Raw genomic sequence first — 23,671 nt, 5'->3', positions numbered from 1 at the left:
TGTTACTGTGAGTTTATCATAACTTTTCCAATCCCATAAAAAAGCCCACTCAAATGAGTGGGCCGAAAATGCTAAATAGCATTAGGGGGAACAGTTCAATTATTTGGCATTTGTTGCCAAGCTAAATCCCAGCTTTGGCCAACACCCGGTTCATACAATGGATTATTTTCTTCTTTTACTTTACAGAAACGGTCAAATGGCCACGGTTTACATTTATAAATCATTCCTGTTTTTGGCTGTAATACTTTAACCCCTGCATTGTAGTCATTGCTCTTATCAGGGTAAATGTAATCATACGCAGGCTTAGCTTGCTCCCAATCATCGCATTGAGCAACGCAATGGAATGTTAGCTCCGCTCGAGTGATCCCACTGCCATCCAACGCGTAAATTTGATTAGAGCGATAGCCAATTACCAACCCCTGCTCTGTCATTTTTCCCGCCTCAATTAACGGGATATACATATTAATGTGCTCGGCAATGCGACGAGGCCAATTTTGTGGTTCACCTTGCTCACTGTTAGTGATTTTATAATCAAACGATAAATCGACTAGCTCTCCTTGCATGTCATAAAAGGTCACTGTCACCATATCGCCAATAAATAACTGGGTATGGTGATTTAAGCAACCTATTGCCGACCATTTTCCACAGGCCAATGACGAATGCATAAACAAACTAACACCTTATGAATACTTAATAGGTACTATCCAACATTTACAGAACAAAATAAATACTTTTTTACTAGTTTTAGCTAAATGATACACAGTGAAGGAGACTACCCGTGCAGCAACCCCGCTATCTTAGTACTAAACCTTAGACCGGAGGCTTTGCGTCCTAACCTTTCGATTAGTTTGCCAAAACGTTTGAAGTATAAAGTGACGCTCCACAAAGATCAAACAAAAGAATGTAACCAAAAATAAAAACCAATCCTTAAAACCTACAAACACTCAAAAAGCGGATATCTAATTGTCAGCTATAAAAAAGCCAGCATCATTGGTGCTGGCTTTTATAGTTAGGTTGTCGCTTTTTACGCGGTTTGTCTGTTTCGATTAAAAAGTTTTTTAAGCCTTCTAAATGGACTTCCAAACACCGCACCTATATCACTCATCATAATGTATAAACACGGTACCAACACCAAGGTGATCAACGTTGCAAACATAACCGCAAAGCCAAGTGCTACCGCCATTGGAATTACAAACCGTGCTTGTAGGCTAGTCTCAAACATAATGGGTAACACGCCTGCAAACGTTGTTATTGACGTCAGTAATATTGGTCTAAAACGCGCACAGCCAGCTTCAATTACAGCATCTTTAACTGCAATCCCCTGTCGACGGGCTTGGTTTACAAAGTCAGTCATTACCAGTGAGTCATTAATTACAACACCTGCGGCAGCTATAATCCCAAAACCAGACATTAGCGTTAAATCTAGCCCAAACCAGAAGTGACCCCAAATTGCCCCCGTTAAACTAAATGGAATTACTGACATCACTATCAGCGGTTGGGCATAGCTTTTTAGTGGTACAGCGAGCAAAATGTAAACTAGAATCATGCCACCAAAGAAAAACATTACCTGTTGATTAGCTTGCGCTTGCTGCTCTTCTATTGCACCACCAAGTTCTGATTTTACACTTGGAAACTCTTCTTTAAGCTGGGGTAATAATTTATCTTTTACCTGGTTTATCACTTCATTTGGTTCAATAACCTCTTCGTCAATATTACCGTAGACGTAAACCGTTCTATAACCACCTTCACGGCGAATATAGCTGATCCCTGGTGTTTCAGTAAGCTCAACTACATCACCTAATAGCACCTCTTTACCTTGAGGTGTTGTAATTACGGCATGTTTAAGTGAAGAAAATGCTTCACGAGTGAGTTTAGGATAACGCACCATAACGCGTACTTCTTCGCCACGGCGTATAACACGTTGCGCTTCACCACCGTAAAAACTAGCGCCCACTTGGTTAGCTATCGTTGCTAAGTCTAGACCTAAGTCATAAGCCACTGGCTTTAAGCTCATTTGCACTTCTTTGCTCGCGGGGTCAATGGTTGAGCTTATATCAAACAAACCTTCTTGCTGCTGCAATAGCTGAATAAACCGACGACCTGCATCATTTAACGTGTCGATGTCTGAGCCATAGAGTAAATAACCAAACTCACCATCGCCACCCCCTTGGCCATTTACATCATCATAAATTGTTAACGACTTAACACCGGCGATAACTGGCATCTTTTCACGCCAGCGACGCGACAATTCAAATGCATCATATGGACGTAAATCTTCTTCAACCAAAGGAGCGAGCAATTGTGCTTCTGTGCGACCTTGGTTAAACACGAGTACATCTCTAATCAGTTTTTGCCCATATTCACGTTCAGTTTCTTTATCAATAGCAATAACCATTGCTTCAATTTCACGTATTGCTTCAATGGTTTGCATATCCGATACGTTATCGTTCATCTCTAAATTAATTTGTGGATAATCATGCGGTATTTTTGGCATAAACCCAGTGCGTACTTGGTTTGATGCTATCAACGCAAAAGTAATAATTAACAGAGCAACAAATAAAGAAAACACAGCCCAGCGCCATTCAACGCAGCGCACAATAAAGCGTCTGTATGGGCCATTCACAAAGCCAAAAAAGCGCTTATTAAAACGTGCTCGCCAACTATCCGGCTTAATTGGTGGAAATTTAGTATGTGCGATGTGCGCTGGTAAAATTAGCTTTGACTCAATTAAGCTAAAAATTAAACACAGCATAACCACAACGGCAATACCATAAAAGAACGCACTTTCAGGACCGGTTGATAGAGTAAATGGCGCGAATACAGCCACAGTGGTGAGTACACCAAAAGTTGCTGGCGTTGCGACTTTTTTAGCACCATTAACCACGTTAACAACACCACCGCCTTTCTTTTCAATTTCGGTATAGGCGCTCTCACCGATGACAATGGCATCGTCCACCACAATCCCTAGCACCATAATAAAGGCAAATAACGACAGAATATTAATGGTTACACCAAACAGCGGCATCATCATCATTGCACCTAAAAAGCATACAGGCAGACCAATCATTACCCACAGTGCAAGCTTAAAGCGCAAGAAAATAGATAGCATAATGGCTACTAAAATAGCACCTTGGATCAAGTTACTTACCATCATATCTAAACGCGCATTCAGGTAATAAGTGAAGTCCATTAACGGCTCTAAACGCACACCTGGTGGTAGCTCTTTATTTTTCTGTTCGATAAATGCTTTAACTGAATCTGCAACAGGAATGATACTTTGCTGCTCCGTTGCCTTCACTGATAAGTAAACGGCATTTTCACCATTGAACTTAAAGTAACGCTCACCTTCTGTGAATTGATCTTTAATAACAGCGATATCTTGCAGTAATACTTTGGCACCATTAGCGCCAATTTTAACTGGAATTTGACGAAACTCTTCACCAGAGTAAAGCTGGTTTTCAACCCTTACAGATATTACACCTGCATCGGTTTTTAATTGTCCTGCAGAAAAGTTTGCTGAATAGCGGCGCACAGCTGCGGCCACTTCACTTAACGTAAGGTTATAACGACGTAACGTATCTGGCTCAATTTCAATTGCTATCTCATCCAGTGGCACATCATTTTGCACTAATGAGACATTTGACAGCTGCAGTAGCTCATCTTCAATTCGGTTCGCGATAGGTTTAAGTTCAAACAAAGGTAAATCAGCAACGAGTGTCATACCTATTACATCTTGGCGAAACTCAACCTGACTTATGGTGACCGGCTCCATCCCCGCAGGAAAAGTAGCAATACCATCGACGCGCAGTTTTACTTTATCGAGTACATCGGTCAACTCAACATCGGTATTGATTTCAAGCTGTGCACTCCCCCCATTGCGAAATGCGCGATAGGTCCCTTTTTTAATTTCAGTAATATCTTTTAAAGACTCTTCAATCTTAATTAAGATACTCTCTTCCATCTCTTGGGGCGAAGCACCTGGGTAGTTTGCGTTTATAGTAATATAGTTAACTTCGATGTTTGGGAACATCTGACGTTGAATTGTGAAAAAACTAATGATGCCCATCACAATAATGAAAACCATCATTAAATTTGCAGCAACAGAGTTATTAGCAAAATAGGCTATTAATCCTGTTTGCTTTTCTGTACTTGCAGGGGCAACATTTGGTTGCTCTGATTTTGGTAGTTCAGTGTTACTCATAACGCAGTCACCTTTTATAGTTTTTCAGTGGCTGCACTATCGAGTGCATCAATTTTTTTAACAGCTTGAACACCAGCAACTTTAACCGCCATCCCCTTTTGCGGATATTCAGGTAGAGTCATTACCAACTGGTCATCGGCCTCTAAACCATCGCTAATATAAAAATACTCACCCTCTTCACGAATCACTTTTACTTTACGTGGTTCTAATTGCTGTTCAGCATTTACAATCCATACCGTTTGATTGTTTACCAGCTCTTGCGGTAAACGATAAATATTTTCCAGCATTGCACCGGCAAAATTAACTTGTACATATGTGCCGTATTTAATTGCATGCTGTTTATTTACTAAGCCATATGGGTCATCAATACGAACAACTAAACTACTCATGCGAGTCGCGTTGTCTACTACACCTAAATCACGGTCAATCTTTGCTTCACGGCTGAAACCATGCAAACCTGTTTTCATTACCGTCGCTTTAATACCTTTAACACGCTCAGGTAAAAACACACTATCAAAGCCTGCGATTGGGATAATAACTTCAGCTGTTTCAATATTGTTTAATTCAGCCACTTGCGTGCCCATATTAATATATTGACCAACACCAATTTCACGGCTCACAACCAGTGCATCATATGGGGCTGTAACTTCACAGTTATCTAAATCGCGTTGCGCACGCTTTAATCGTGCTTGAGCAGATTTAACGGATGCCTCAGCACTGAGCACTTGTGGTTTACGTAAAAAGAGCGCGGTACGCTCCTTACCAGGAAAACGCTTAGCTTCATCTTCGGCTACTTGTGCTTGCGCCTGTTCTTCAATTAATTGTGCTTGAGCTTGAGCAAGCTCTGCTTGAGCTTGTAATAAAGCTGCTTCGTAGTTATCTTTTTCTATTGTAAATAAGGTTTCACCACGAGCCACAATACCACCAGCTACAAAGTTCGGATGCCAACTTACTACCTCACCTGAGACTTGCGCTGATAAGCGAGTGCTCTCAAGCGGTTTAACTTCACCATAACTGTTAATCACAACTTGATGATTATTCGCAGCAACCGGTTCTACTTTAACAACCGGTCGTGTATCTACAACGTCTTGTGTTTCTGGTTCTTGTGCAATCGCATTTATTCCTGCAAAGCCAGCAATACCAACGCTTAACACAACAATTGGCAACACCCACTTCAATAGAGTTGTTCGCATTATTAATACCCCTTAATTTTTACTGGAGCCATAATAACAGAGCTGAATGAAACATTAACATGACATTTGTAAGCAACTGTTACAAAAATATATACGCGGTTTAATAACACTCGTGATTAAGACTCAATAAAGTAAAAAATGAGATTAAATCAAAGGAAAATAGTGCCTTGCATATAACGTACAGCGTGCCCTGTTAGGGCCACGGTATGTTCACCTACATCACATTGCATATGGCCACCGCGGCTTGATGCCTGATAAGCACTTAAAGAGGTTTTATTTAATTGTTGCGCCCAGTATGGCGCAAGAGCAGTATGAATAGAGCCTGTTAAAAAATCTTCATCGCCACCACTGGCAGGCCAAAAATAACGAGAGGTAAAATCATATTTTACGCTGGGAGCTGTTGCAACAACGTCCAGTGGGAGTAAGGTTTTAAGTAATGCTGAATCAGTTTTTAAGTCAAAAACATCTTGCTCATTTTCATAAATAGCAAAGTAAGCTTGCCTATTTTTCAACACCTTAACTGGTTGTATAGACAAGCCTTGTAGCAACTCTGCTGGTTTATTATCTACCTCAACAGGTGCTTGCTTTGGAAAGGTCATAGTAAAACTACTATCAGCATTCTTCACGACAATTAGCTCACCAACAGCCGCTGCCTTAAAGCGAATTTGCGATAAATTGTATTGTTCGCACAACACAAACGCGGCCGCTAAAGTGGCGTGCCCACAAAAGTCTATTTCCATGAGCGGCGAAAACCAGCGAATAGCAAAACTACCATCTGTTTGGCGATAGGTAAATGCGGTCTCAGAGACGTTATTTTCAGCGCCAATTTTGAACATTAACTCATCACTTAGCCACGCTTCTAAATCAATAACAGCAGCGTAATTGCCTTTAAATAACTCACTGGTAAATGCATCTATTTGATGAATAGTTAATTGCATTAAAAAGCTCACTGTATGGAAACATATTTCTAATAAACTGCCATACACTGAGCTAATTGAACATCAAAATTATTTCATTTTTGCTGGACTAAGCCGGGACTGGACGCATTTTATAGTATTGAATACAGCCAAGTTGAGCAGCATTGGTTAGTAAAATCATTACAAACGTTAGAATATGAGAAGTGCTTGGTAATGCCATTGCAAGCTCAGCAAATAATCCACACACACCGGCAATAAACTGCAAGCTGAAATAACGGGCACTTAGGTTACTAATATCACCACTGCGCAGGGTTTTGTACGTTTGCGGCATAACGCGCACCGAGCTCATGATCAAGCCAACAAATGTTAGCCAGGTCAGCACCTGAGCCGTCTCAAGCTGCGGGTTTAATAATAAAAAAAATGGCAAAAGAGAAAAACCAAGCATAGCAGTCAATTGAATTCGTTCTCTTTTTTTTGCATTGTAGCGAGCAAAGTAATATAAAATTAAGCCGCTTAAACTGCCTGTCACCACAAATGGTAACACCATGTAAAAGCGTTCAAAATATAAATTGTAGGTTATAAAATAAACGCTTTGCGCTACACCAAAGCTCATCATCAATAATGACAGTCCCGATACACTGCGATTTTTACGAATTTTATTTAGAAGCGGTAAGAAGCTAAACACTAAAATAAAAGATGATAAAATAGGCAAATAATGCGCCAAAGCAAACCTCGCTAGTTACATAATGGTTAATAAGTTACTATTATATAAATCAAGCAAAAACACTATGTAAACAACTGTTTTAACTGAATTTATTTTAGGCGCGGCATTGTATAGGGCTGAGATTAACAAGCAACCTTTGGTTAAAATTAAAACAACTTAAAACTGGCAACTTAGCCTTACAGTTGCCACAAGTTTACAATTGAGATTGCTGGAAAATAATTTCAAGAGGTTAAAGCGAGTAATAAAAGCCTAACCAGCTTCTAAGCTCATCTTCAACGCTATCACCTTCAACTTTAACTAAGCCAAAATCAAAGTTAAGGTCGTTAATTCCTGCAATGCCTAACCCAAAGCCAAACTCGCCTTGCCATTTAATACCATAACTTTGCGCAAACACGGCATTATCAACTTGGTGCTGTTGATAGTAAAACCATGGCATCCCAGCAGCAACACTGATACCACCACCATATGCTTGATAGCGCTCAGCAGTGGTAGCGTAAAAAGGCAACTCAGGGGCAAACACAAACTCAGCATGAGTATTTGGGCTAATAAGTGAAGAACTAAAGCCCCCTAAAGCTAAACTTGCATTATCTCGATGTTGTTGTCGGTAATTTAAATACATTGGGATATCGGCTAGCTTACCAAAAACATTGGCTGCAATATCATAGCCCTGCCAATCTTCATGCTCTATTTCACCTTCGTACCAGCGCGCTTTGAAACTTTGCCCAACAGCAAATGATTGTCGATCATGCTCCCAGCGCTGCGCAATACCCGCTCGCAGCCATTGCTGGGAAGCCCCTGTACGTGTATGAGTGTCAAATTCAGAGTAGTTGTAAGCAAGTGTTGGTGTTAGCTTAAGCTGCCCAAAGCTAAGCGGGTATTTGGCATCAAGGTAACCTCCCTTGGTGCTATATTTTTGTATATCGACACTTTGATATTGTTTTGCGCTGTCCAAATCAAAAGAGAAAAGTTGGCCACTGTATTTTATTGCGTTCGCGTTATACTTTGCCTGGGCAAACCCTCCTGCTATAGCGTCATCATGCAAATCAGCACTATAGCCAATTTGCCAATCGAACTGCTTTAATAAATCACTTCCCTTGAGACTTAAATTAAGTAGCGCTGCAGATGCTGAGCTATATTGCGCACCTACAGCCAGCGTGCTGTTTTGCTGCCAGATATCATAATCATGCTGCTGCCCTAGCGCAGCGGTGTAGACTTTTGCTGGAGGTAGTACCGACTGCGAAACCATAAAGGTTGGAGCAATAGAGTCAGTAGCAAAATCTGTTACAAGTAGAGTCTCGCTGTCAGGTTTAAGCTGATAAAAGTCAGGTCCATCACTGGTGATAGCAAGATACAATACTGAGCCATCCGTCATTGCAATTGGGTTAGCAACTGCTTGTTGGCCTTGGGTAAGTTTGTAAAGGTCTTTGCTTATGAGATCATAACGGTATATATCAAGTGAGCTATTCAGCCCCGCAATAAAGTACAATGATTGACCGTCATCACTCCAACTAGGTTGTGAGAGGTACTGATAGCCATGTGGCATAGGCACTGGTTGGGCATTTTGCCCATTCAGATCCTGTATATACAACTGCCAATTATGATTCAACTCTGTCTTTAGAAAAGCCAGTTGTTGCTCATCAGGGCTTAAAACTGGGTAATCGTATACGTTCTTTAAGCTTTTTTCGAATAAAGGGATCGCAGTAGCGGTTAGTAGATCAAACTTAACTAATTCAGAGTAACCTGCTCTTGCTCGTTCTGCATAAAGTGTCTGACCATTTCCTGTAATACTAAAACGACGTAGCCCTGCAAGCTTAGTAAGTTGCTCCACCTGGCCTGTGGTTGTATTAAAGCTATAAATATCTGCTACTCGGCTATTTTCAACAGCATCATTATTGGTATAGGCACCAAAATAAAGTACCTCATCGTTAAGCCATTGTGGGTTTTGAATGCCTGCACGATTGATCTGATTGAGTACCTGCCTTTGCTTACGTTTAAAAACAGCGGGCTTTTTATCTGCAATATCATCAGGGTCATCAGCTAATAAGTCTTTTTGATCGTTCGCGAACTGCTCAGCTGCTTTTGTATTATGCTCCGTACTATAAATAACCAGCTGGGTTTTACCATCTTTATCACGTTCAACGACGGCTAATTGCTGTTGATCAGGTGACAGTGTAGGGTTGCTAGCGCTAAAATCTATCTCAAGCCATAGCTCGCTATTTAGCTCAGTTTCAGTGTGCTCTTTTGCCATTGCTTTATACGTAAATTCAGCAATAAAACGTCGATAAACTTTTCTGGCAGAATCACCAAAAACACCACTAAATGCCTCATCAAAATCACGCTTTTTAACCCCTTGCATCCGTGTCCACACAGCATCTAAAGTGTGTTCTGAATAGGTGTTCTCTAGCCAATATAAAAAACGAGCGCCCATTAAATATGCCATCGAGCCAGCCATATAACTGCCTTTAGTACTACTGAGCTGGCCATAACTGGGTAATGAACCTTGTTGCGCAAATTCCATTAGAATAGCATCTGAGTAATTATCAAATAGCCGTCCACGGCCTGTCATTTTAGATTCAAGTAAAGTTGCATAGCCTTCAGCGACCCAGCGGGGCATTGCTGTATAAGTTAAATCGTAAATATCCCATACACCACGCACAACTTGGCGCCAATCACTTCGGGTTGGCTGAGCTAAATGCACTAGGTGAATGTATTCATGCAGAATTAATAGTTGCTGCCAGCCACTGCTATTCGAAATAACCGTATCTGACTGAGGTGGCGTGGTAAACAAAGCCATCATAGGGTTTTCAGAAGGAGGTAGGGCAAATCCATTGGCACTATTGAGGGGATCATATATGACAACATCAACGGCTTTATCAAGCGCTCGATTTTGTTGCTCTAACACTTTAGTGCGCACAATTTCTAATTCAGTCGCCGCTGATCGTGCCCAATCTTGATTATCGTTAGTATAGTGAACGTTAAAATGCTCAGTATAAATAGTTTGCCACTGAGCTTGGACATTACACGCGACTAATAAACAAGCTGTAAGAAGTGTTTTTTTCATCATGATCCCTGATAGTTTTATTTTTAACTATTATGGTCATAACGAGCAATAAAAGAGAGCATAAAAATGTAAGAAAGCGTGTTAATCAATCTCTAGCGGCTGAACTAAACTCACTAACATACTGATTATAAACACAGATACAACGAACACCAATACGGTACGTAATGCGCCAAGGCCTGCGCTGTACATAGCCAATGTGATTAAGCTACCCACTACAAGTACACCACAGCGCGCGCAAATCAGCGATGGTTTTTTATGACAACGAATATGGCACATTAAAACCAAAATGCAGCAAAAAGCGATTAAACAGAGCGTTAAAACCATCATAACCTCCACAACAAATGAGTTAGTGAGGGTGTTAGTATAATGAGTATTTAAAATAGATCAATGCAATTGATAATTATTTGCAATTGGAATTCACATCCAATTGCGCTGCTCTGACTCAGCTTGAAACAAAGTAAAGTCTATAATTTCATCTGCCAACGTTGCTTTTAGATAAGGTAAGTTAACATTGCCCGACGCTAGTTGTATAGACAAGCTTTTCACCCCTGCTCTTCGCATAAAATACGTGTTAACTCCACGCGTACTTTGTGCTTTGTACAGCTCAAATACTCGATACTGCACACCCAGCATTCCACTTCTAAAAATACCGTAATAGCGCCCTTGATAATGATAAAAGTAATAGCCGTAGCGCTTATACGATAGATACACTAAGCAGCTCAACACCGCCAAAATACAGATACTATATAAAGTGTGGCTAGCCACTACGTAATAATTGAATAGGCCAAACAAGAGGCTTGGTATCAATGAGTAAAACAGGAGGTTTTTAAACAGTAGTGCTTGCTCAACGCCTTTAAATTTCAATGCTTTAAAATCAAAGTTCGCTTCACGTAACCAAGGGTAAACGCGCTGGAGTGTTTGATTAACTTGCTCATGCTTTAATACCGGCATAACCAAACTTTGCTTACTCTTTGCTCCCGTAACATAACCACTCGTCGCTTGAAAACACTGTATTGTGTAACGCTGTAGCATACGCGCAATCAGATTTTGTTTAATTACAATTGATTGTACTTTCTCAAGGCTCACCGACAATTGATGACGTTCTAGTAAGCCAGAGATACGCTTAAATTTACCGGCCTGAAAATACAACTCATAGTTATAAAACCGAATTAACGACATTATAACCGACAGCAAAACCGCTAGCATGACTAGCATAAACAATATTGAAAATACCGCCAATGCAGCTGCATTAACCAGCAAGCCCACTTCTTGCTCATAAAAAGCTTCCAAGCGGTTAATCACTGCCTGTTCAAAAAAGTCAAACAGCACATTCATAAATGGCGCTAAAGCGGCCAGTGCAAGTATCGCCATATTAGACATTAAGCCAAACTTAGCGACTTCTTTATTGGTCAATTTTAAACTGTATAGGGTTTCTGCAACTTTTTCACTGTCAGCCGTTTGTTGGTCTTCAACTACTTGCTGCGATTCTTTATAAGTGAGCACCTGCTCTCGTACATCTTCAGCATATGCTTGAGTAACCCCCGGAAGCACAGCCTCTTGCGCTACGCTGCCAGCAGCATCAAAAATACAATTAACTAACCCCAGCGGTTTAAAATAAAATGGCTCTGCCACATTCACGTTTTGTACTCGCAAAAAGCTAAGCGTTAGGCGTTCTTTTTTGAACACCCCTTTATTGAGTAAAATATCGTGATCATCGGTGATACAAAATCTAAAATTCACGTAATAAGCAAACGAATACAACAAAAGCCCCACAACAGCAATCGACGCACCGATTTTGCCCCAAAACAACTTATCTTGAACTTGAGTGACAAATACAACCGCAATGGGTAATAAATTAAAAATACCGTCTTTAATAAATCGATAAGCAAAATGTATTACAAAGTACAGCAACGCCCACGGCGATACTCGTTGCCAGTGCTGCTTATTCATTTGTTGATTCTGCGCTAACTGATTGGCTGCTTTGTAATTGTTCAGGCGCTTGTTTATGCTGAGTGTAATCTTGTATAAATTGACGGATATCTTTACAGTCGGTGTGACTCAAGCCACTAATGTTTAAGTCAGCACTCATGCCACCCGCACTGTATAAACGCAGGCTTGCTAAGCCTAACTTTCGCTCAAGCGGGCCTCTGTGTATTTCAGTATGCTGTATTCGTGAAAGCGGCAAAATGGTTACTTGCTGCCAAATAACTCCTTTTTGGTACGCGATATCATGGCTACGAACTGCTATACCTTTCAAACGCACACTAATTAAATTAAAAATTAACGACACTACTAAAATTATCGGCAAGCCAATCATTAATGGTGTTTGTGCCGCATTTGCAAAATTCTGGTTGAAAAAGCATACCGCGGCTAACACAGCCATCAAAGGGACGTAAAATAATAACCAACTCAATTGTGCATGCAATAATGCGTTATTTGCGAGGGGCTTAAATTCGATAGACTGGTGTTGCGGTAAACAGTCAAGTTGATGGTTTTCAAACACGTTACATTTTCCTTCAAAAGCCAACTTATCAGTGTAAGTTGGCTTAAGTTAGCTTAAACCCAGCTAATTGTCGTGGCGAGTGTATGGCTTTGCCCGGGCTCAACAACAGCACTGTCATCCATCACATTAGCTGCCTCTAAACACAGCATAGTATGATATTCATCGTCGGCAAAATTAGATAAACGTTTTGATTTATCTATCCACGGATTCCAAAGCACACAAGAACTTGAGTTTTCACGGCCAACTTCAATAATTCCATCTGGCGTGATTATGCGCTGTGTATCGCTGGCTTGGGTATAGACCATATCCGTTTCACGGGCAAAACCAACAAGTTCGTTTTGATCGAATGGGCCTTCACCAAACTCAATAAACTTAGAACCTTGCAGGCCATCGACTTTGGTGTCTTCAATGGCTGGTGTTGGGAAGTAAGTATGCAGCGCCTGGCTAAAAGTAATTGTTTGCTCACTTAAGTTGGTCGTTGTTAAACGCACTTCAAGTTTTGTAGTTAATACAAACTCAACTCTAAGAGATGATTTGTGCGGCCAATACGTCTCATCTACCTGAGTCATCGGTAACGTTAAACTAACGCGTATCTCGTTATCTTGCTCCGAGACCTCATCTGCACGCCATAAACTGGTACGCGCAACACCATGAATAGGCCAATCTGGATTTGGATTTACCCCAAACCAAGGCCAACAAATTGGTATACCGCCACGAACACTCTTACCTTGCTGGTAATCTTCTTCGCTTGAAACCCAAATCAGCGGCTTTTTTCCACTCGGTGTAAACTCGGTTAATTGCGCACCTTGTAGAAAAATTTTGGCGCTGCAATAGTCGCTTGCGACATTAATATACTCTAATTCAGAGTCCGATTGTTCAATGCTTACAGATGGAGATAACTTCATAATACGTCCCATAATAATGAAAAAGCCTGTAATACCTTACCCAATACTTCCCCAATTAGTAAATATTAATTAATGCTTTTTGCCACAAAGTTATAATTTCTCACTTAGTCACGCTCAACATATAACTTAGCTGATAAAAACAGTTAATAAAATAAGTAACAAATGAGCTAAATTTAATTTCAACTCAAATAAAGTTGCTATCAGTACCGACTAACTGTAAAGCCAATAATACAGTATTAATCCACCTCAACTATTTGAACTCTATTTATTTGATGTGTAATATTTATTGATTACGATCGTTCCTTGTTCGCAACCGGCCCTATCAAGAGATAAAATAATGCAAAAATATGACGAGCTGTTGGTTTCATTACGCAAAGTAATTCGTGCGATTGATCTGCACTCTAAACAGTTAAATAAAACGTCAGGGTTGACTGGGCCACAGCTGTTAATAATGACCGAGGTAGCACAAACAGACGGTATTACTGCCAGTCGTATCGCGCAAAATGTGAATTTAAGCCCGGCTACTGTAACCAATATTCTGGATCGATTAGAAAACCGTAACTTAGTTACTCGAGTACGCAGCCAACTAGACAAACGTCGCGTGAGTATTTACCTCACTCAAAGTGGTAAAGATATTCTTGCCGATGCCCCTCAACCTCTACAAGAGCACTTTATAGAACAGTTTTCATCACTTGAACAATGGGAGCAGAGCCAGTTGCTATCGTCAATGCAACGTATTGCGACTATGATGGATGCGCAAAGTATTGATGCCGCCCCGCTGCTTGAAGTTGGCCTGATCACCCGAGCCGCAGATAGTAAACTTTAGTAGTAAAAATACTGTCATAATAATGAAAATAAACAGTATCTTACCCTTAGCATAATATACCCAAGCCACCTCAAGATGCGAGTTTCAGTTGGAATTAAAAGCGATTTAGGCAAGGCATTGATTGCAAATAATGGTTGTTCCCTTGTTAAAATCAATAACGCAGTATAAATCGCTTTTAAACCAACCCATGGGGCGTTTCACAGGAACTTACTCTCATCGTTGTTACTTTTTAAAAGGGATGGCCATTCTTGCAAAGTAACGCCTTGATATTAAGCACCTGTGAAACGCTGAATTCTGCATCTTGAGGTGGCTTGGGTATACACTCAATTACTTGGGTAATAAGTATAAATAGTCTATTCTATGCATACTCAATCTCAAAATAGCGACTTATCATGCTTAAACTATCACAGTTAGCCCTCGCGACACTGCTAGGGGCCACCACTAGCCAAGCAAATGCATCAGATATTGATGATATGCAGACCCAATTGAAACAACTACAACAGCAAATGCAACAGCTTCAACAAAAACTTGATGCAGCTGAGCAAAAAGCAACCCAGCAACAGCAAGAAATTGACCAGCAAATTGCAAAGCAGCAAAAAGCGGCCGAGCAACAAACTGCGGCGGTTGAAAGCAAAAAAGAACCGCAAGGCATAAAAATTGGTGGTGCAGTACGTACCAATTACAGTCATACCTCTTATGAAGAAGGCAGCCAAGATCGTGGCGGCGATTACGATTTCGATATTTTTAGACTGAATTTTTCTGGTGATGTTGGCGACGTCATGCTCAATGCTGAAATTCGTTTTTTTGACTACATGACAGCGGTTAAATATGCTTATGCAGCTTATGACTTTGCCGATGATTGGCAGGTGCAAGCAGGTATCACTAAAGTACCATTTGGTAACTGGCCATATAATTCGCACAACTATTTCTTCGGGACCACTTATTACATTGGCCTTGAAGATGATCACGATATGGGTGTGCTCTTCAAGCGTAAAATTGCCGACAACTGGCAGCTTGATCTAGGCTTTTTTAAAAACGATGAGCAAGGCGGTGTAGACGGTTATGTAGATAACCGTAGCGATCGTTATTCATACGACGTTGTTGGTTTTCGCACTGCTGATGAAGGCGTTTATGCTGACCCAGGCGCTAAAGACGGCAACCCTATAGGTGAGTACAATACCTTTTCAGGTCGCTATGGCTACCATTTTGAACATGATGGCGGTAAAACTGAAGTGGGCTTCTCGGCGTTAGCGGGTGGTTTACACGATGGCGTAGATCGTGCGGGTGATTACAATGCATGGGCACTGCACTTAAACAGCAATATTGGCGCATGGAACCTTCAGCTGCAACATGGCGAGTACGATTATGATATAGATAATGTCAATCGTATGGCTGTGGGCGCATACTCATTTTATGACAGCATTGCCGCGCAAGCCACCATGACCAACGCAAACATTGCCTACAGTGTTCCGGTAGAATGGGGCCCAGTTACTGGACTACAATTTTATAATGACTACGGTATTATTTATGATAAATCAGACAATACCGAGGACACCTGGATGAACGTAACTGGTGTATCTATTGCTGCTGGCGGGTTATTCACTTACATCGATTACGTATTTGCAAAAAACCAGCCATTTGTAGGTGGTTCCGTTGCCGGTGATAGTGATGAAACCGAACGTCGTTTCAATATCAACGTGGGTTATTATTTCTAAATACTTGTATCACCCAGCTAATCCGCTGGGTGATTTTTTGTATCCATGTTTATTTTTTATTACCTTCTGTAATAAAGCCCATACTACTAATACCAGCTTGCTGCACTTGCTCCATTAAAAACACCACATTTTGATACTCTGTGGTTTTATCGCCCCGAATATGCAAAATCGGCTGCGGAGTTTTAGTCGCTTGCTCTGCTAAGCGCGTTATCAATTGCTCTTTTGTAATGGCTTGTTCAGCCCAAAAATAACCACCTTCATTATCTACAGACAATACAATGGTGTCAGGTTTTGCTGCTACAGGCTCGCTTTCTGCAGAGGGTAGCTCAACCTGTATAGATTGGTTAATCACCGGCACGGTAATAATAAAAATAATCAATAATACCAACATCACATCCACTAATGGTGTCATGTTGATCTCATTCATAATCTCTTCATCATCATTATCAAAGTGGAATGACATACACTACCCTGCCTTAGTATGTACTGTGCCGGTTAAGTAATAAGCGTGTAGCTGTGATGCAAAACGATTTAGTTGAATAATCACCGACTTGTTACCACGACTAATGGCGTTATATGCTAGTACCGCAGGAATTGCCACCGCAAGACCAAATGCGGTCATTATCAAAGCTTCACCCACCGGACCTGCCACTTTATCAATACTTGCCGAGCTAGAAACACCGATTCCGACTAACGCATGATAAATCCCCCACACAGTGCCAAACAAACCAATAAACGGTGATGTGGAGCCTACAGAGGCCAAAATAGCAAGGCCACCCGAGAGTGATTCTCGAGTATCATCAATATTGTTTTTAAGTGCTGTTGTTAACCAATCAGCTAGTGGAACTTGGCCTTGTAGCTGTTCTTCATGATTTTGATGGTGCTCTTTAGCTTGCAAGCCTTGAGCGGCTAACTGCTGAAAATGCACCTGTGGCGCCAAGAGTTCAATACCTTTATTAATATCTTGCTGCTGCCAAAACCCAACGACTAAATACTTTGCTTTTCGTAATTTTAGTAAGCTAAACAAACGTATAAAAATGACCGCCCACGATGCAAGCGACATCGCTAATAAAGAGAAGCCAACAAATTTAATGACTGCATCACTTTGCTGCCATAACGCTGCAATCCCATATGGGTTTTCCATTTTACTCTCCTACAACCAATTATGTATAAACAAACTCAGCCGCAATGCGGCTGAGTTGCTAGTGCAATAACATTTTTAAATCATTTTATTTAAAAATGCGCCGTAAAAGTAAGGCGAGAAGTACGCCCAGGCCCCGGCATTAAACTCAGTGCTAAAGCATCGAGATAAAACTCATTGGTTAAGTTAGCAATATTAAAGTTAACGTCCATATTGTCTGTAATCGCATAGCGCGCATATATATCAACTAATGTATAAGCCTCTGTTGGTATATGTGGGGCCGTACCATGATAGTTTTGCCAGCTTGACTGCCTGTCATAGCTTGTATCTGGCGCCCCCGTATAAGTCATTCTCATACCAATATCTCCTGCACCATTTAGCCACTTAAACCCCAAAATAGCAGCCACTGATTTCTTCGGCGGAATATGATTTGATACATACATCCCAGAGAAACCTGAGCTAGAACAATCAGGAATATCAACTTGCCTCCATGAAATCATAGGGTTATCACGAAATGATTGAGCGAGTTCAGCATCACACAGCTTGGCTTCGGTATAATAGGTGGCGCTTACATCGCCATAAAAATTACCATATTCCATACGTGTTTGTAACTCAATGCCACTGGTGTTAAAACTGTCTGAATTACCGATAGCTAAACTAACATCTGTTGACTCTATTAATTCTTTATCTACAGAACGACGAGTAATATAGTTTTTAATTTGATTATCGAAGTACACAACTTTCGCACGCAAAACAAGATCATCCACTAATTCATCATTGAGATATGAAAGGCCTATTTCCTTATTTTTTGCACGTTCTGGGTCAACATCAAAAATACGCCTTGATACTGACCAGCCCAATGTAGATTCCATTATGCTTGGCATACGTAAAGCTTCACTGTATCGAGCATATGCAAGCCATGATTCGTTTAACTGCATATTTAATGCAATGTTAGGTGCAAAGCCATCGTGCTTACGCGACATTTTATCGCCAACGGTAAAAGTGCCTAACGATAAACCGTACTCATACCCACCAACATAACTAGATTCGAAATTTATAGTGCTAATATCGCTCGGCTCTTCTCCCCACTTTTCAACCATCCCTACGCCTGTTAAACGAGGATCGGTGATATCACTATACTCACCATTTTCATCCCTAAACCAGCGAACATCTCCTAAACTCGATCCATCATCACCAAACAGTGTGATATTTTTATACTTTTTCGTATCTTCAACCCAATTAGCGTTATTATCATGTACCTTAAACCAAGAGTAACGTCCACCTAGCTCAAGGCTCAACCAGTCTATTGGTGACCACTTAGCTTGTAGAAATACACTGCTCTCGTAACGATCCCCATCCCTATGGGTACGATTATTTTGAATATCATCTTGCGAATATTTAACGTTATCGCCTTTGCCAACGGATTCTTTTTGAAAGCTATAACCATAATCTAAAGTTGTTGTACCAAAGCGTCCGCTATTGAGTATGCTTTGATTACTAATATCAAACCCAGATCTAAGCGAGCCTGTTTTTGCTAAATAATACACATCGATACATGACTCACATTCATAACCAGCTGGAGGCTCTTTACCTTCTAGTGGATTACTAAATGCAAAACCGTTATAAGCTGCAGAATCAGTCTCCGTATGCCATAAATTAATATTTAAATTATGTAGTAAAGGGTTTGTTGGCGATGCATATTTATAACGTGCGCTGTAGCTATCGATACTTTGCTTCGATGGTTTCCATTGCATTAATGTATCACCATCGTTACGAAATATTTGCGACGCCATGATTTCGCCGTACTCGGCTTGGTACTTTCGATAGCTTAGCTCTAATTTAGAATCATCATTTATTTTTATGGTTGGCTTTATCAGTATTGAGGTGCTTTCATTCGCGGTGTTTAATACTTCTTCACCCGGTTTATAAAACCGTGCGATCCCTTCATTAACTTCAGTGTATTTTTCTTCGACCCAAGTACCGTCTACTTCATTCCAGCGACTTTTTTCTTCGTCATAAAAATAATTTTCTCGGCCTTTATCACCTGCGTAGTAATTACCAATATCACGACGTGAAGCAGCTAAAACCAAGTCAAAGCCATCTTGTTCAGTGGCATAAACAATATTGGCAAATTCACCATCACTATCTACAAGGCCAGGGGCATCTGCGCGTGGTGTTGCATCAAAGTTGCTTTGGGCATCGCTACTATTACTTTGCATACCCGCTTTAAATCGAACACCATGGTGGGCGCCATCACGTAAAATATCAGCTGTTTTTAACGTTTCCATCACCACCACCCCACCGACAGCTCCCATACCTTGGGCATTGTTTGCGGGACCTTTGTCGATTGATACTGTGCTTATTAGGTCAGGGTCGATGTATGCGCGATCAGAAACCCCTGCATAGCCTCGGTATACGGTGTTGCTTTGAATGCTACCATCAATGACTACTGGAACGCGATTTTGACCTTGTACACCTCGAATATTTACATCAATAGCGCCACCATTACGCGATTCACCAACCTCAACCCCTGGGATCCCTTTGAGCATATCACCGGCTGAGGTGCCACGAAATTGCTCAACGTATTGACTATCTAATTGCACGTTTGAGCTGGTTTTTAGGTATGGTAAATCTTCTGCGGCAACGCTATCTTCATCAAACATACCTGGCGCAACATAACCACCTACCACTGAAAGCGCCGCTAAGTCTGTCGATGATTTAGAACTATCTAACTTTTTTAATATGATTGAATTACCTTCAATCGTTGCAGTAATCCCCGTATTTTGCAGCACTTGATTTAAAGCGTCGCGCACTGTAGCTGGTCCTTTTAATTCAGGGGCATTTAATGAATCAACCAACTCAGGTTCAAAAATAAGGGTCATATTTGACTCTGAGGCGAGTTGATTTAACGTCATCTCTAGAGGCTGAGGCTTGATATCCAACATCATTACATTGGTATTTGCCATAGCTGGCATAGCTAGACCGATACCAATTGCCAAAGCAACGGTTGATAACTGCATTTTTTTCATTTTATGTTCTCATGTTGTTTCACTACCCAATAAAACGAATGAGAATAATTATCCCTCACCTATAACTTAATATTTATGTCTGAATTAAGTATTTTTATAAGAATTTAAAATGTAAAAACGCCATTTATTTAACAGCGCTTTATTTGCGAGGCTGTATTAGCCAATGATTATGTTTTTCGACAACCTCAACGGGTAATATTTTTGGCAATAGCTGAGCGGTATTCGTAATATCATTCAATTGAAACGTACCACTGATAGTAAGCCAGCTTAGTTGCTGCTGCTCCAATTGTAGTTTTTTAGCCTGATAACGATTTAGCTGATCAATAGCAAGGTTTAATGGCGTGTGAGAAAAGCGAATTTGTCCATGTTGCCACATGGCAAACTGTGTAGCTGCAAGCTCAACGGCACGATCATCGTAGCTGTAATACCCTTGTTGTGCTTGTAATAATGTATTACCTAGCGTTGGATCATAAACGCTCACCTTGCCACGTTCGACAGCAATGATTGCATCATCTTCGACTCGATTAACATTAAAGCGGGTCCCCAATACAGTTACCGTAATTTCATCTACGACAACCAAAAAAGGCCGATGTACTTGTTTAGCTACATCAAAGATAGCTTGCCCTTTATGTAACTCAATACGGCGTTGCGAGTCATTATAATAAACAGCTAAACGAGTATCGCTGTCTAATGTTATCTCGCTACCATCAGCTAAAGTATAAGAGCCAGTTTCACCTACTGATGTTGTATAAACCTCTGCACTAGGCTGCATATAAAAAGAAGTACCAATAAATGCAACGACCACAGAAGCAGCTATTGCGATTCTTTTTGACCATTGAGGTAACGATGTCTTTTTAGTCGGGAGTAAAGACAATAAACTGCTAACGGTTTCAGGAGGAAGGTGGGTTAACTTTGCATCTAAAACCAAACACTGCTTAAAAATACGACCATTATCAGGATCACTTTGTAGCCATTGCTGCCATTGCTGTAACTGCTCTTGGCTAGGGTTTTCTTGTAAGCGTAATAGCCACTGCATTGCTTGTTCAAATGACGGGGTATTATTTTTAGTATTCTTCATTTGCTATTAATATCTCACGACAACGACTCATTGCTTTGATTAAATGTTTTTCGACCATACTTTGGGAAATCTGCATGTGCTCAGCTATTTGCGCCTGACTGAGGCATTTGTATTTATACAATACAAATGCCTCTCGGCACTTTTCAGGCAGACTAGCTACACATTGCTCTAATGCGTCAAGTTGCTGCTGAGCCATTAATGTTGATTCAGGGTTTAAGTGCTCTTGAGCGTATATCGCACTTTCTTCTTCTGGCAGCGCAGTAAATTGACATACTTTTTCACGACGATAAAGGTCAATCAATAAATTGTTTGCGGTTTTTAAAATTAAAGCACGGTTTTCAGTTTCTTTATTTTTATCAAGCTGCTTTGTATCTTGTTTTAATAGTCGGGTTATCGCTTCTTGGATCAAGCTCTGCGCTTTATCACGGCAGCCCGTTCGCCGCGCCATAATATTTATGACGTTGCTAAAATCGGAAAAAGGCATAGTTTACTACTGCGTTGTTAAAACAGGCCCTATTTTAATACAAAATAGAATTAAACTTAAATAGAAATAATTATCATTTATTTTTTAATGAAGAATTCAATAGGCAATAATAATTTATGAGGAGCGGTTAAATCCTTTGGCACCTTAGGTAAAGGAGCTGCATCTGCTACTGTTTTTAATGCAGCTTTGTCGAGCACACTCACACCAGACCCTTTAACAATATCTAATGCTATAACCTTGCCATCTCGCGCCAAGACTACCTCAACATACACCACACCTTGCTGCTTTTTCATAATCGCACTTGTTGGATACTTACGGTACGCCATTAAGTGCGACAATAAACTTGCAGTCCAACTCTGTTTACCTTGAGAAACTAATTGCTTAGAAACACTATGCTGTTGCGCCGTTGTGGTTGCAATTGCTTGGTGTTTTGGCTGCTCTATCGCACGCGGAGCCCGCTGTTGCTTTTTAATCTGCGGCCGAACCTCAGGTTGCATTTTATTGGCTGGCTTTACCTGCTCAACATTCACTTCATCAGGTTGCTTTTTGGTCAGTATTTTTTGTTTTTTTACCGGCTTTGCCGAGGACGTATTTTGCGTTACTGCCACTTGGCTCAGCGCGGCTTGATCAGCCAATTTTTTGGCTTCTGAGACTTCTGGTTTAGGTGCTTGCGCCGCAATTAACTCTACCGCAATGACATTCGGCTGTTGTACTTGTATTGGCTGTGCTCTGCCTTTGAACTGAAAAAACACTAACCAAGCGATTAAAAAATGACACAACATAGCGAATAATACGCCCTGTATCACTTTAAAATACGGTTTAGATGAAGTCTCATTTACTTGACTAGGCTTGGAACATAGGTAGTTAATTACTAGCAAGAAGAGCAGTAAGCAAAAACTCACCAACCAGATAGATTTACTTGTTAAAGCAATAATAATTAAACTAATAAGCATACCAAATGAAGCAAAGTACTTAGCTTTTATGGGCACCACTCGTTTTGTTTGCCAGTTAACTAAGGTGTTACCGAACTTGGGGTGATTCAAGAGCCAAGCTGCAAGCTTATCACTTGAACGGGTAAAGCATGCAAGCGCTAGAATTAAAAAAACAGTGGTTGGCATAACAGGCAGCAGCATGCCTATTATAGCCAAGGCTACGCTAAGGCAGCCTAGTATAAAATAGATGAACTTTTTGATTGGCAAAATTTGCCTAAATGCGACGCTTAACACTGATTCAGACAATTATTGATAAATAACATCAAGTAGCTGATGAGCAACAGCAAACGCATCTTTTGCACCTTGATAAAGCTCTAGCTCTTCATCAGCGTTTAATTGTAACGCTTCAACTGCTTGCATAAACTCACGCCATTGACTACCACGACCATTACCTGGACCTGCTAAAAAGCGGGCACCATAATCAGCGTCTAAACCTAATTGAGTTACTTCTTTTGCAAGCATTGCAGCACCAAGCTTCGAGCCTTCAATAACATATAACCAGCCTACTGCTTGTGCTAATGTTAGGTCTTCGATTTTAATTTGCTCAGCTAAACCCTCAGCTTTCATGCCTAGGTCTTGTAAATCGAGTGCAATAGCATCACAGCGATTTCTGCTTGCTAAGTCATCAAAAAACGTTGTTAACTGCTGGCTGTTATAAATTGGCACAACATGATTTAACAATAAATACTGAAAACGTAAAAAATCACCATAATTCTCTTTTGAGGCAAAAGGTGATTGCGCCATAATTTTATTATCTAAGTTATCGTGTACTTCAGCTGTTGTACGCTTGAGCTGCGACATGCGTGGGAAGTTTACTTGGGCTATGCTAGACATAATTTGATTCTAATTTACCATCGTTACTTATAAAGACGAACAACTCCTCAAAACCCACACCTAAAATA

General features: G+C 40.7%; 19 protein-coding genes and 1 riboswitch. Of the genes, 2 read left to right on the top strand and 17 right to left on the bottom strand.

The features are described 5' to 3' along the window. Nucleotides 1-95 precede the first annotated feature (95 nt). The 10 genes from AAEU30_RS09505 to AAEU30_RS09460 all read right to left on the bottom strand — a co-directional run bounded on the left by AAEU30_RS09505 (nt 96) and on the right by AAEU30_RS09460 (nt 13,504). Nucleotides 96-665: a chitin-binding protein gene (locus AAEU30_RS09505; RefSeq protein WP_421960288.1), complete on the bottom strand. Its 570-nt coding sequence runs from the start codon at nt 663-665 to the stop codon at nt 96-98. A 114-nt stretch (nt 666-779) separates the two neighbouring features. Further along, a riboswitch (cyclic di-GMP riboswitch) is annotated at nt 780-863 on the bottom strand. 161 nt (nt 864-1,024) lie between these two features. Beyond that, nucleotides 1,025-4,201, bottom strand: a complete 3,177-nt coding sequence (locus AAEU30_RS09500; protein WP_421960287.1) for an efflux RND transporter permease subunit — start codon at nt 4,199-4,201, stop codon at nt 1,025-1,027. Nucleotides 4,202-4,215: 14 nt separating this feature from the next. Continuing rightward, entirely contained in the window at nt 4,216-5,394 is a 1,179-nt protein-coding gene (locus AAEU30_RS09495) for an efflux RND transporter periplasmic adaptor subunit (protein WP_421960286.1), read from the bottom strand. Nucleotides 5,395-5,543: 149 nt separating this feature from the next. Beyond that, on the bottom strand, nt 5,544-6,332 hold the full coding sequence (locus tag AAEU30_RS09490) for a PhzF family phenazine biosynthesis protein (RefSeq protein ID WP_421960285.1): 789 nt from the start codon (nt 6,330-6,332) through the stop codon (nt 5,544-5,546). Between the two features lie 88 nt (nt 6,333-6,420). After that, nucleotides 6,421-7,035: a SemiSWEET family transporter gene (locus AAEU30_RS09485; protein ID WP_421960284.1), complete on the bottom strand. Its 615-nt coding sequence runs from the start codon at nt 7,033-7,035 to the stop codon at nt 6,421-6,423. A gap of 229 nt (nt 7,036-7,264) precedes the next feature. Next, nucleotides 7,265-10,096, bottom strand: coding sequence for a TolB family protein (locus tag AAEU30_RS09480; protein ID WP_421960283.1), 2,832 nt, complete (start codon nt 10,094-10,096; stop codon nt 7,265-7,267). An 81-nt stretch (nt 10,097-10,177) separates the two neighbouring features. Continuing rightward, entirely contained in the window at nt 10,178-10,309 is a 132-nt protein-coding gene (locus AAEU30_RS09475; protein ID WP_254911135.1) for a hypothetical protein, read from the bottom strand. A 204-nt stretch (nt 10,310-10,513) separates the two neighbouring features. Beyond that, nucleotides 10,514-12,046 (bottom strand): PH domain-containing protein, encoded by a 1,533-nt coding sequence (locus AAEU30_RS09470; protein WP_421960282.1) that lies wholly within the window; start codon nt 12,044-12,046, stop codon nt 10,514-10,516. Beyond that, the gene (locus AAEU30_RS09465; RefSeq protein ID WP_421960281.1) at nt 12,039-12,599 is read right to left on the bottom strand and encodes a PH domain-containing protein; all 561 of its coding nucleotides are present in this window, start codon (nt 12,597-12,599) and stop codon (nt 12,039-12,041) included. Before AAEU30_RS09465 ends, AAEU30_RS09470 begins: the two co-directional genes overlap by 8 nt. Nucleotides 12,600-12,652: 53 nt before the next feature. Then, nucleotides 12,653-13,504, bottom strand: a complete 852-nt coding sequence (locus AAEU30_RS09460; protein ID WP_421960280.1) for a D-hexose-6-phosphate mutarotase — start codon at nt 13,502-13,504, stop codon at nt 12,653-12,655. Nucleotides 13,505-13,841: 337 nt separating this feature from the next. On the opposite strand from AAEU30_RS09460, the gene AAEU30_RS09455 reads away from it, so the two are divergent. Together AAEU30_RS09455 and AAEU30_RS09450 are read left to right on the top strand one after the other, a co-directional pair. Beyond that, nucleotides 13,842-14,330, top strand: coding sequence for a MarR family winged helix-turn-helix transcriptional regulator (locus AAEU30_RS09455; RefSeq protein ID WP_087531356.1), 489 nt, complete (start codon nt 13,842-13,844; stop codon nt 14,328-14,330). A 392-nt stretch (nt 14,331-14,722) separates the two neighbouring features. Further along, nucleotides 14,723-16,045 carry a porin gene (locus tag AAEU30_RS09450; RefSeq protein ID WP_421960279.1) on the top strand — a complete coding sequence of 441 codons (1,323 nt, stop codon included), beginning with the start codon at nt 14,723-14,725 and terminating at the stop codon, nt 16,043-16,045. Nucleotides 16,046-16,094: 49 nt separating this feature from the next. Here AAEU30_RS09450 and AAEU30_RS09445 read toward each other — a convergent pair whose 3' ends face one another. The 7 genes from AAEU30_RS09445 to AAEU30_RS09415 form a co-directional block, all read right to left on the bottom strand. Continuing rightward, nucleotides 16,095-16,508, bottom strand: coding sequence for an ExbD/TolR family protein (locus tag AAEU30_RS09445; protein WP_421960278.1), 414 nt, complete (start codon nt 16,506-16,508; stop codon nt 16,095-16,097). Between the two features lie 3 nt (nt 16,509-16,511). Next, nucleotides 16,512-17,189, bottom strand: a complete 678-nt coding sequence (locus AAEU30_RS09440; RefSeq protein ID WP_421960277.1) for a MotA/TolQ/ExbB proton channel family protein — start codon at nt 17,187-17,189, stop codon at nt 16,512-16,514. 89 nt (nt 17,190-17,278) lie between these two features. Beyond that, the gene (locus AAEU30_RS09435; protein ID WP_421960276.1) at nt 17,279-20,215 is read right to left on the bottom strand and encodes a TonB-dependent receptor; all 2,937 of its coding nucleotides are present in this window, start codon (nt 20,213-20,215) and stop codon (nt 17,279-17,281) included. A gap of 139 nt (nt 20,216-20,354) precedes the next feature. Next, the gene (locus tag AAEU30_RS09430; RefSeq protein ID WP_421960275.1) at nt 20,355-21,293 is read right to left on the bottom strand and encodes a FecR family protein; all 939 of its coding nucleotides are present in this window, start codon (nt 21,291-21,293) and stop codon (nt 20,355-20,357) included. Then, nucleotides 21,280-21,777: an RNA polymerase sigma factor gene (locus AAEU30_RS09425; RefSeq protein WP_421960274.1), complete on the bottom strand. Its 498-nt coding sequence runs from the start codon at nt 21,775-21,777 to the stop codon at nt 21,280-21,282. The genes AAEU30_RS09430 and AAEU30_RS09425 overlap by 14 nt, the downstream gene beginning before the upstream one ends. Before the next feature lie 77 nt (nt 21,778-21,854). Further along, complete coding sequence (locus AAEU30_RS09420) at nt 21,855-22,910, bottom strand: TonB family protein (RefSeq protein ID WP_421960405.1); 1,056 nt, start codon at nt 22,908-22,910, stop codon at nt 21,855-21,857. A gap of 105 nt (nt 22,911-23,015) precedes the next feature. Next, nucleotides 23,016-23,603: a biliverdin-producing heme oxygenase gene (locus tag AAEU30_RS09415; RefSeq protein ID WP_421960273.1), complete on the bottom strand. Its 588-nt coding sequence runs from the start codon at nt 23,601-23,603 to the stop codon at nt 23,016-23,018. Between the last annotated feature and the right edge of the window lie 68 nt (nt 23,604-23,671).

It is taken from the genome of Pseudoalteromonas mucoides, from assembly GCF_049257175.1.
GTDB lineage: Bacteria > Pseudomonadota > Gammaproteobacteria > Enterobacterales > Alteromonadaceae > Pseudoalteromonas.
Note: the sequence above shows the minus strand (reverse complement) of the source record. Positions and strands in the feature narration are given on the sequence as shown.

What these genes read in the sequence shown, in the direction of transcription:
- AAEU30_RS09495 (WP_421960286.1), bottom strand. Translation starts at nt 5,394, where the DNA reads ATGCGAACAACTCTATTGAAGTGGGTGTTGCCAATTGTTGTGTTAAGC.
- AAEU30_RS09505 (WP_421960288.1), bottom strand. Translation starts at nt 665, where the DNA reads ATGCATTCGTCATTGGCCTGTGGAAAATGGTCGGCAATAGGTTGCTTA.
- AAEU30_RS09415 (WP_421960273.1), bottom strand. Translation starts at nt 23,603, where the DNA reads ATGTCTAGCATAGCCCAAGTAAACTTCCCACGCATGTCGCAGCTCAAG.
- AAEU30_RS09425 (WP_421960274.1), bottom strand. Translation starts at nt 21,777, where the DNA reads ATGCCTTTTTCCGATTTTAGCAACGTCATAAATATTATGGCGCGGCGA.
- AAEU30_RS09430 (WP_421960275.1), bottom strand. Translation starts at nt 21,293, where the DNA reads ATGAAGAATACTAAAAATAATACCCCGTCATTTGAACAAGCAATGCAG.
- AAEU30_RS09490 (WP_421960285.1), bottom strand. Translation starts at nt 6,332, where the DNA reads ATGCAATTAACTATTCATCAAATAGATGCATTTACCAGTGAGTTATTT.
- AAEU30_RS09445 (WP_421960278.1), bottom strand. Translation starts at nt 16,508, where the DNA reads ATGTCATTCCACTTTGATAATGATGATGAAGAGATTATGAATGAGATC.
- AAEU30_RS09460 (WP_421960280.1), bottom strand. Translation starts at nt 13,504, where the DNA reads ATGAAGTTATCTCCATCTGTAAGCATTGAACAATCGGACTCTGAATTA.
- AAEU30_RS09455 (WP_087531356.1), top strand. Translation starts at nt 13,842, where the DNA reads ATGCAAAAATATGACGAGCTGTTGGTTTCATTACGCAAAGTAATTCGT.
- AAEU30_RS09470 (WP_421960282.1), bottom strand. Translation starts at nt 12,046, where the DNA reads ATGAATAAGCAGCACTGGCAACGAGTATCGCCGTGGGCGTTGCTGTAC.
- AAEU30_RS09440 (WP_421960277.1), bottom strand. Translation starts at nt 17,189, where the DNA reads ATGGAAAACCCATATGGGATTGCAGCGTTATGGCAGCAAAGTGATGCA.
- AAEU30_RS09450 (WP_421960279.1), top strand. Translation starts at nt 14,723, where the DNA reads ATGCTTAAACTATCACAGTTAGCCCTCGCGACACTGCTAGGGGCCACC.
- AAEU30_RS09480 (WP_421960283.1), bottom strand. Translation starts at nt 10,096, where the DNA reads ATGAAAAAAACACTTCTTACAGCTTGTTTATTAGTCGCGTGTAATGTC.
- AAEU30_RS09435 (WP_421960276.1), bottom strand. Translation starts at nt 20,215, where the DNA reads ATGAAAAAAATGCAGTTATCAACCGTTGCTTTGGCAATTGGTATCGGT.
- AAEU30_RS09500 (WP_421960287.1), bottom strand. Translation starts at nt 4,201, where the DNA reads ATGAGTAACACTGAACTACCAAAATCAGAGCAACCAAATGTTGCCCCT.
- AAEU30_RS09420 (WP_421960405.1), bottom strand. Translation starts at nt 22,910, where the DNA reads ATGCTGCTGCCTGTTATGCCAACCACTGTTTTTTTAATTCTAGCGCTT.